The sequence below is a fragment of the Chitinophaga vietnamensis genome (assembly GCF_902167635.1).
In the GTDB taxonomy this organism is placed as follows: Bacteria; Bacteroidota; Bacteroidia; order Chitinophagales; family Chitinophagaceae; genus Chitinophaga; species Chitinophaga vietnamensis.
In genome coordinates this window covers 225,051-234,448 of sequence record NZ_CABHMS010000010.1, presented here as the reverse complement: position 1 = coordinate 234,448, position 9,398 = coordinate 225,051, and the positions used below count along the sequence as shown (strand labels likewise).

The window sequence follows — 9,398 nt, the reverse complement described above, 5'->3', positions numbered from 1 at the left end:
CGATATCGCGAGGCCTGCCCCTTTATACATTCTCCTAAGATACTAAAAATACACATCCCCAAAAAAGGTATTTTTCACCTTGTGATTAACCCGCCAATGCTACAACTTTGCAGCTACAGTTGCGTACCCTCAAACGCATCTTACCTCGATTAGTCGGAGCCCTAACATACGCACACCAGTTTCTCCCGCAATTTTGAATAACCATTTAAAACTTAAATGCAATGCAAACCGTAGAAAAAATTGCCCCGGACAAGAAAGCCCCTTCTACTGCTTCCAGGTTTCAATTCCGCACCCCTGCAAACATCCAGGATTTTTCAGGCGAGCCATCCAAACAGGAAATGATGAACAGCTTATGGAGCAACAATCTCGATGGATTCACACAACAGGGCATGTTGAACAATGCATGGAACTCTACCAACACGCCCCCTACCACTAATTACTACAATCCCGTCGACAGCAATCCGCCAAGTAGTACAGCTGTTATTCAATGGAAGGCTTTCCCGGGCAGGCTGGCATATAATTTCCCCGAGGCCAACCAAGATCAGCTGAACGAGATGGCCGATACAGGAGCCATATCCGGACAAATATCAAATGATCCCTGCGGTACAGGGCAAAATGTGCCTTACTTCCCTTATGGCCCCAGAGGATGGCAAGACGAATACTGCGAATGGGCCGTTACGCAGAATGCGGCAGGAAAAATCACACGTATTGACTTCACCTGCGAAAACCCGGAATACTGGAACACCCTGTGGCTGGTAGATCCTAACAAGGTGCTGGCATTGTATCAATCTATCCTGAATAAACCTCAGATCACCTTGCAGGACCTGTCGGTACCGGGGATCGTGAATCCTGTTACCAACCAGCCGATATACAACCCCTTGAACAAATGGAACAGCGGAACGGTATCCAACGACAGCGTTGGAGGCGCTATACATCTCACCAGTACACCCAATACACTACAAACCGAAATAGGTTTGGCCACCTCCTCCACCATCCAGCGTTTCAACCCGAATCCCCTTCCACCTCCCAATCCCCCTACGATGTGGTCATCCGGACAATTCAACGATTTAATTTGCGTGGGGCAGTTTGGTCAGCGCTACCGCAACAGCGATCCCAATATCGGAGGCAACGTCAATAATCTCGTTACAAATGGAAATATACTTACCCTCGCAGATCCGCCGGGGCTCTACATTCAAATGCCAGGCTTCTCCAGCTACGTGACGCCGGATGGCACTGATGCATCTACCTTCTGGACCATTACACGCGGCAGCGAAACACTGACTGATCAGGATGGCAACAACTTGCCCGGTAACTTCATTCTGCATGCCGTATTTGAAGTACCGGCCAGCAAGGGTTACACCGTGAGCGACATTACTATTGGAGGAGAAAATATCAAGTGGGGATCACAGGTGGCATCCACTTTCGATATGCAAATCGTAGCCAGCGCCTATGCGGGTTCCACTCCGGACGGATATGGACCGGTAGGCGATACCAGTCCTGAAAATACATTTGCACAACCGCTTCAACTCTTCTACCAGGACTATTTTGATACTTTGTATAACATCCAGGTGCCTAACCCGGTGAACCATCCGATCCCCTTGTTGAGCAACAGTACATATGTTCCTTCTTTCATCAATGTGGGCACCACGGCGGCTAATATGGTAGTGGTGGCGGCCACCTGCACCGCGAAAGAGAATCAGCCCGCCACCTATCCTACGGTCCTTTTTGATGATCCCAATATCAAGGCCAGGGTAACTGCTGTAAAAGAGAATGTTACCTATGCAATACCGGGTAACAGCCAACCCAGCGCCAATACAGCGTTATACATTACCGTGGCTGTTGGCGCCAATGCCACGCCGGGGCAGCATGGCGTGTACGTGATCAATGTAGGGCAGCAGCGCCAGGCCGCCATGCCCGCGCTGTTTATGGTGTCGCCCGTAACTGTACAGGCCAATATCGCATGGCAGAATACGGGCGTAGTGCTCACCGCAGCCAATACAGCTTCCATCAGTTATGTATCGGGCTTATGGACCGCTAACCCGCAGGATAATGGCGGACAGCTATACAATGCCGCAGGTAATCCCGTCTTCATTTCTGCCAAGCAAGGTTATGCAATGCCCAACCAGGACGAAGGTGCGCTCATCGGTAAAGTGGGCAATACTGTTTTCCTCGTAGGTATGGGCACTACTCTTCCGCCCAAGCTCAGCGGCGAAATACAATTATGCATCAATGATGACCTCACCGGACAATACGGCTCCGGCTTAGCTGATAACATAGGAGCGATCATCGTCAGCATTGACGTGCGCTGAATAACGCGAAACATCCGTTCGGGAGAATGTTGTTGTAGGAATCTATCACTCCGCAGGGGCGATAGATTCCTACAACAACATTCTTTCGAATGATCATTAAAATATTGTCACATGAACAGATCTGCTACCATCTTCATTATCTCCTGTACGGCTTTATTCCTCAATCAATTCATCATAACAGCGTTCAAGCCGGATAACAGGGATCATCAGTTGCCACGGTCAACAAACACCTGCGACTGTTACGCTGGCGCTGGTTCTTCTCTCTATAAAATCGTCATTCAATTCAACAATCAGGTACCGGGAGATCTCGCCAGCTTTAACGTTCAATCGCAGGCGGATTGCTTTGCCTGGCAGGAATTCATCAGTTTGAACTGGCCGGTTGATTCATCGGGGTATTTCGGGCCTCCCGGAGATTATACGCCTGTAAGCTGGGAAAACTATATGCCGATAGATGTGATGTTTCCTCCCGGCGGAGCGCGGCCGCCAGCCTGGGGCACGCTGGTTTCGCCGCAATTTGCAGCGAAGTTTAAAACACAAAAGCTGTTGATGAATCCAACTAAAACGAAGCTTTTAACTTTCACCACCAAGTTTGCCGCAGACACTACGTTTGGCATGATTCCTGACCAGGCGGCCCCTTTCGGCAAGCCCAACTGGCTTGGTGCGCAAAACAATACCAACGTGTGGTATGAGATCAAACTGAATAAAGACTACTATGATTTTGTAGTCAGGAACGGTTACTACAATGCCGTTACACAGCACGATTCAGTGAAAAACAATGTCCCGATCAGCTTTCCGCCAGGCGGGTATACCGGCCCGGTAGGCGCCATAGAAGTGAAAGCCGCATGGATGGAAGTTGATAATATCAACTCCCCAAAGTGGCAGCGCTACAAACTCTCCAGGGCTACTGTATTTGATTCTGCTTCCGGGAAACTGAGGGAAACTGCTGTGGCGCTGGTAGGTTTGCATATCCTGCATAAAACGCAAAATCAGCCCACCTGGGTATGGGCTACTTTTGAACAGGTAGATAATGTGCCAGACGCCAATAACGAAACGCCGCCATATGGATACAATTTTTACGGCGCTAATTGCACCTCGCGACAGGTAACGCTGAATGGAGGCGGTACCGTAACGGTAGGCTGCACGCCGAATACATCGCCACCATACAACTTGTCGCAGGCTGCGCCAGTGCCGATACAGGTTACCCGCCTAAACCTGCTTGATGCGTCAAATGCTGTACCGATCAACGACAGCATGCGCAATTATATCCGGAAATTTTATCCGCAATCTGTTTTCCAGTATTATGAACTGGTAGATGTGATCTGGTCGAACGGCTCGCAGCAGCATCCGACAAAGCCCATCCCGGTGCCGTTCCCGCTTAATACAGCCGGGATGGCGAGTGGTACGCCGATAGTGGCCAATACTACTTTGGAGAGCTATGTGCAAAATACCAACACCTGCTTCAGTTGTCATAAATTCAGCACCATTGCACCTCTCCCCAGCGATTCAGCCCGTAATAATATTTTCGGCGATTTCAGTTTCGCGATATCTGCGGCGCAATACCCGGCGTCAATGGTGAAGAAAAAAAGATGATGCCTGTTAATAGCACAGTACAACCAGGTTGCAGGAAACTAAAAAGACGGTATCAATGATACCGTCTTTTTAGTTTCCTGCAACCTGTAATTTTCTGCCATTGGCTCATCCATCTCTGTAAATAGCTCAACAGTGCTTGTCTCATCACATTTTATCCTGAAATTTTGTTGGAGAAATAACCTCGAAAATCACTCTTATGAAAAACTATCTTCTGGCGTGTATGCTGCTCGCCTTCGTCGCCTGCAAGAAGGGCGACATAGGCCCTCAGGGGCCACAAGGCAATGCAAATATCACGATGTACACTTTCGATTCGCAGACATTTACCGGGATGTTGAATCTTGTCCTGAATAATATTACATCCAATAAAATGGACTCCAGTCTTATCCTCGTGTATTACAACCCTGTTCCGGAAGATGGTACAAGCTGGTATGCCATACCGGGTGCAGGTCCCGGCAACCTGTACCAGACACGCTTTTTCACGTATCAGGTCAATGTCAATCCCAGTAACTACCTGTTGAGTATCAGAACCTTTAATTCAGACGGAAGCACCTACGGGAGCAAGCTGCTATTCAGGAGGATCAGGGTTATCATTGCACCTGCAACGGCGATCCTGTCGGGAGGAAGGATGAGCAGCCATCAACCAGTTGATTATAATGATTACCATGCGGTCATGCGGTATTATCATCTTCCTGAATAGTAGTAAATTCGGGAAAAGAACGGGTTTGAATGATATCTCCCGATATTGCCTGCTCCTGTTGATGGTATTGAGTTGTCGGTTAGCGGCCGCTCAATCCAGGGGACTATATTTCGAAAACTATACTTCACAGAACGGACTTTCTCAAAACAGTTGTTTTGCTATTGCGCAAGATGCCGATGGGTTCATGTGGTTTGGCACGCAGGACGGGCTTAACCGCTATGATGGCAAACAGTTCAAAATATTTTTACCACAAAATGAACGTGGTAAAAAATTACCATCCAACTATATTTCATCTCTTTTTTTTGACCCCTATAAAAAACTGTTGTGGGTGGGAACAGTCCGTGGCGCCTGTATCTATCATCCGGGAAAAGACTCGCTGCTGAAGGTTACAGACCTGTTCCCTTTCGCAGCCCAGCTGGAAAAAGTGCCGGTAAAGGAAATTGTCAGCTTCCGGGAAAATGAATACTGGATCATCACCTATAATAAAGGACTGTTGCTGCTCAATACACAAACGAAAAGTATACAATATTTTTTTGACGACGGAGAGAACCGGTCTGTAGTAAGCAGCATCGTTATGTATAAAGGAAGGATCATCGTAGCACTATTGCATCAGCTGTTCTACCTGCTGCCACACAATGGGCAGTACGCATTGCAGGCATTGCACATACAGCATTCATTTTCGGAGATAAGAACGCTGTTTCCTCATCAGGATGCCTTATGGATCGGCACTTCCACGGAAGGTTGTTTTTATGTAAACGATCCGCTGGATGCGGCCGGAAGCGTTCATTCATTTCCCGCTGCAAAGGGCGGTGTTGGCTGCTTTGCGGCAGACAGCGCCGGTAACCTGTGGATCGGCACCAGGGGCAATGGTATTGTACGCCAGGATGCCCGTTCATTACAAATACAAACAGCAGTTTACAACCGATATGATGACCGCACTCCCGGGAAAGACTTTGTATTATCCCTGTTCCACGACCGGCAAAATATGATGTGGTGCGGCCTTAGTGGCGGAGGCATTGCCAAATACGACCCGCTGAAATACCAGTTTGATAATTTCAGTAATGAACCGCTAAACGCCGCGTCGCTGCCGGATAACATGATCTTTGATCTCTATAAAAGTAAAGATGGTCAGCGCTATGCCGGTACGCAGAATAAGGGACTGGTTGCCTGGAATACAGCCACCAACCAGTTCTTCCGCCATCCTGCATTTGTCGCCTTTAATGCCGCCGGCAACACCGTTTATGATATGACTGAAGATGATGAGGGACGGCTCTGGATAGCCACCTGGGGCGGATTAATCTGTTCCGACCCTAAAAAACAACAGTTCACTTTTCAACGCAACGATCAATTACTAAGCACGCAAAAATTATATTGCGTACATAAACTTCAACATGCAGACAGCCTCTTTATCACCGGGGAAAATGGCCCGGTATTCTTTTCACTGAAAGATAAACGCTGGAAACCCTGTTCCGACAGCCTTCTCCAGTTAAACGCCTACATTGGCAGGTATATCTATGAAGATGAAAAAAATATCCTGTGGATCTGTACCACCGGCGGCGGCCTTGTAAAGTACGATTACCGGAAGGGACAGTTCTGCATCCAGGAGGCGGTGAAGCAATATTCTCCCTACACCAGGCATCTCCTGAAAGATGGCCGTCTGTTCTGGATTGCCACAGACAATGGCATTGTACAATATGATCCGGAAAAGAAGACAGTAACGCAACACATCACCATCAACCCGGCCAATAGCTCCGGTGTATGCTATGCCATTCAGAAAGACCGCAAAGGATGCCTGTGGGTAAGCACCAACACCGGCTTGTGCAAGATAGATCCCGGTAGCAGGCAGGTACAGCAATATGATCTGGGCGATGGCCTCGCCTTCCTGGAATACAATACCGCCTGCACCCTCACAGATGATGACAGCGCCCTGCTATTCGGCGGCGTGGGCGGCATTACAAGATTTGATCCTGCTGCATTGCAGACAAATACTTTCAGCCCCGATCCACTTATCACCGATATGCAGGTGAATGGAACGCCCCTGAATATTTCAGCAGGCAAGCGAAACGAGATCGTATTGCATTACAAAGAAAATTTCGTCCGGCTTTTATTCACCACGAATAACTTCTCCAATGAAGCCAGGAATCAGTATGCTTACCGTTTACTCGGATTAAGCGACAGCTGGGTAGACAGCCGCAATAACAATGAAGCCAGCTATACCAGCCTGCCGCCGGGTAAATACAGCTTCCAGCTGAGATCGGCCAATAGCGCCGGGCAATGGAGCAAAGGGATCACCACGCTGGCATTCACCATCTTGCCGCCCTGGTGGCAATCCTGGTGGCTTCGTATAGCCGGCATCGTTATTACAGCAGGTATTGTCCTGTTAGTGGTGCGCAGGCATATCAACAATATCCGTTACGATGCCGCCATGAAACAAAAGATCGCCGAAACAGAAATGATGGCGCTGAGAGCACAAATGAATCCTCATTTCATCTTCAATTGTATCAACAGCATCGATGCGCTGATACAAAGCAATGATAAATACTACGCCACCGTATACCTGAATAAATTTGCGAAATTGCTCCGCAATATTCTCGACAGCTCCAAACAAAATACCGTCACGCTGGCCAGAGACCTGGAAACATTACAACTGTATATCGACCTGGAAAAACTCCGTTATGAGAATAAGTTCACCGTAGAGATAAAGGCCGATGAAACATTGCTGCAAGATGATTACAAAGTGCCTCCCCTGATCGTACAGCCATATGTGGAAAATGCCATTTTACACGGGTTGAAGAACCGGCCCGACAACAACGGGAAACTGACCATCAGCGTGAGCAAACAGCAGGAGCATATTGAATATATCATTGAAGATAATGGCGTGGGCAGAGATGCGCTCAAAAACGGCGCTCCCAGAGGCGCCCATTCCTATGGTATGGAGATGAGCCAGGACAGAGTACGTTTCTTCAATAGCGAAGACAATGCCTCCGTGGTGGTCACCGACCTGAAACACAATGGCGAAGCGGCTGGCACCAAAATACAGGTACGTTTAAAAATACAATGATGCTAACAGCAATTATTATCGATGATGAAAAAAAAGGCCGCATTGCCCTCCGGGAAAAACTCCTGAATTACTGTCCCGAAGTAATGCTCACCGGCGAAGCAGTAGATGGGGCAGGCGGGCTGCAACTCATTAAAGAGCAGCAACCAGACATCGTTTTCCTGGATATAGAAATGCCGCGCATGGACGGTTTTGAAATGTTGAATCAATTACCGCATAAAAAATTCAGCCTCATTTTTACTACCGCCTATGATCAATATGCGATCAAAGCCATCAAGTATGCCGCTTTCGACTACCTGCTCAAACCCATCGATATTGAAGAATTGCGGTCTGCCGTAAAAAGGATCAACGAGCAATCGCAGGATACCACAGAAAAGAAACTGGAAGCATTACAGCAAAACCTCCAGGCCAAACCCCATCTGAGCAAGATCGCCATTCCTACCCTTGAGGGGCTCCTCTTCTTCAACACCACCGACATCATACACCTGGAAGCCCGCAGCAACTATACCTACATCTATTTTGCCAACTGTCCCGGATTGTTGGCCAGTCGTACCTTGAAAGATTTTGAAGAACTATTGCCCACCGATACTTTTTTCCGTACCCACCATTCCCATATCATCAACCTGAACTATATTAAACGCTATATTAAAGGCGACGGCGGACAGATTGAAATGCAGGATGGCAGCTGTGTGATGGTTTCCCGGCGCAAGAAAGAGGAATTTCTGAAAACGTTTGGTCATGGCGCATAAGGGTCAATGCGCTCCATCTTCCAGCAGTGATTTGATCTTTTGATCTATCTCTACATTCAGTATATCATCAATGCGCAGCAATATCTTCCCGTCTCTGTCCAGCAGGAATTTTGTTGGATAAGCGCTCACCAGGTAGGCATTTGCGATATCCCTGTCGCCGCTGCCTTCATCGTTGAGTACATGCACCCAGTTCACATCATCTTTTTTGATGGCCGCCAGCCAGGCTGCTTTGGCCTTGCTCAATGCCGTTTTCTCTCCATGAACATTTTCGTTTGCCACGGCAATGATCTCGAGGCCTTTATCTTTATAGGCTTCATAGAGTTCTTTTAAATGCGGATGGCTTTGCCGGCAGGCGCCGCACCAGCTGCCCCAGAAATCGAGGATCACCAGTTTGCCCCTGTAATCACTCAGTTTGATGGTTTCTCCATACTGATCTTTCCGGGTAAAGTCCGGCGCCAGCGTGCCTTTGGGGTCCGCCCGTTTCCAGATGGCGATGCTGTCGCGGATACGTTGAGCCGCATGCATCTTTTTCAGCCGGTTACTCAGTTTCGCATAGGCCGCCTCATAGCTGCCTGCACTGTACATGCCATGATTATCGTCCAACGCATACAGGCTGATATACGAATCCGGATGGGTAGCTACAAATTGTTGTTTCAGGATCAGCTTCTTCCGATAGATTGCCGCGGGTTTTGTAGTCACCAGCTTATAGTATGCAATGCTGTCTCTGACCATATCCAATGCGTTGAGCTCTTCCTTCATTGCTTTTTCTCCCACATCTTTTCGTAATATGGTATTTAAAGCGTTGAAGTCGCGCATCAATTCCGTTTTATTGACGCTGTCTTTTGAGAAGAAGGCCATCACCGCATCCAGGTGCAGGTCCCAGAAACCGGTAGTATCATTTGTTTCCTGTTGCTGACAGATCCCGGTTAGCGGGAATAAAAGCAGCGCGCATATTAATATCTTTTTCATGACATTATATAGGCATTCATGATCAT

6 protein-coding genes are annotated in these 9,398 nt (G+C 48.1%); 5 read left to right on the top strand and 1 reads right to left on the bottom strand.

The window, feature by feature from the left end; all coding sequences use genetic code 11:
- Positions 1-221 precede the first annotated feature (221 nt).
- The 5 genes from FPG75_RS24140 (at position 222) to FPG75_RS24120 (ending at position 8,403) form a co-directional block, all read left to right on the top strand.
- Positions 222-2,309: a hypothetical protein gene (locus FPG75_RS24140; RefSeq protein ID WP_201748005.1), complete on the top strand. Its 2,088-nt coding sequence runs from the start codon at positions 222-224 to the stop codon at positions 2,307-2,309.
- 111 nt (positions 2,310-2,420) lie between these two features.
- Positions 2,421-3,899, top strand: a complete 1,479-nt coding sequence (locus FPG75_RS24135; RefSeq protein WP_143310614.1) for a cytochrome c family protein — start codon at positions 2,421-2,423, stop codon at positions 3,897-3,899.
- 196 nt (positions 3,900-4,095) lie between these two features.
- A complete protein-coding gene (locus FPG75_RS24130; RefSeq protein ID WP_143310613.1) occupies positions 4,096-4,596 on the top strand; it encodes a hypothetical protein in 501 nt (166 codons plus the stop codon).
- Complete coding sequence (locus tag FPG75_RS24125) at positions 4,562-7,657, top strand: ligand-binding sensor domain-containing protein (protein ID WP_161596912.1); 3,096 nt, start codon at positions 4,562-4,564, stop codon at positions 7,655-7,657. Before FPG75_RS24130 ends, FPG75_RS24125 begins: the two co-directional genes overlap by 35 nt.
- The gene (locus tag FPG75_RS24120; protein ID WP_161596911.1) at positions 7,657-8,403 is read left to right on the top strand and encodes a LytR/AlgR family response regulator transcription factor; all 747 of its coding nucleotides are present in this window, start codon (positions 7,657-7,659) and stop codon (positions 8,401-8,403) included. Before FPG75_RS24125 ends, FPG75_RS24120 begins: the two co-directional genes overlap by 1 nt.
- Positions 8,404-8,406: 3 nt before the next feature.
- On the opposite strand, the gene FPG75_RS24115 is transcribed toward FPG75_RS24120, so the two are convergent.
- On the bottom strand, positions 8,407-9,372 hold the full coding sequence (locus FPG75_RS24115; protein WP_143310610.1) for a peroxiredoxin family protein: 966 nt from the start codon (positions 9,370-9,372) through the stop codon (positions 8,407-8,409).
- Positions 9,373-9,398 lie beyond the last annotated feature (26 nt).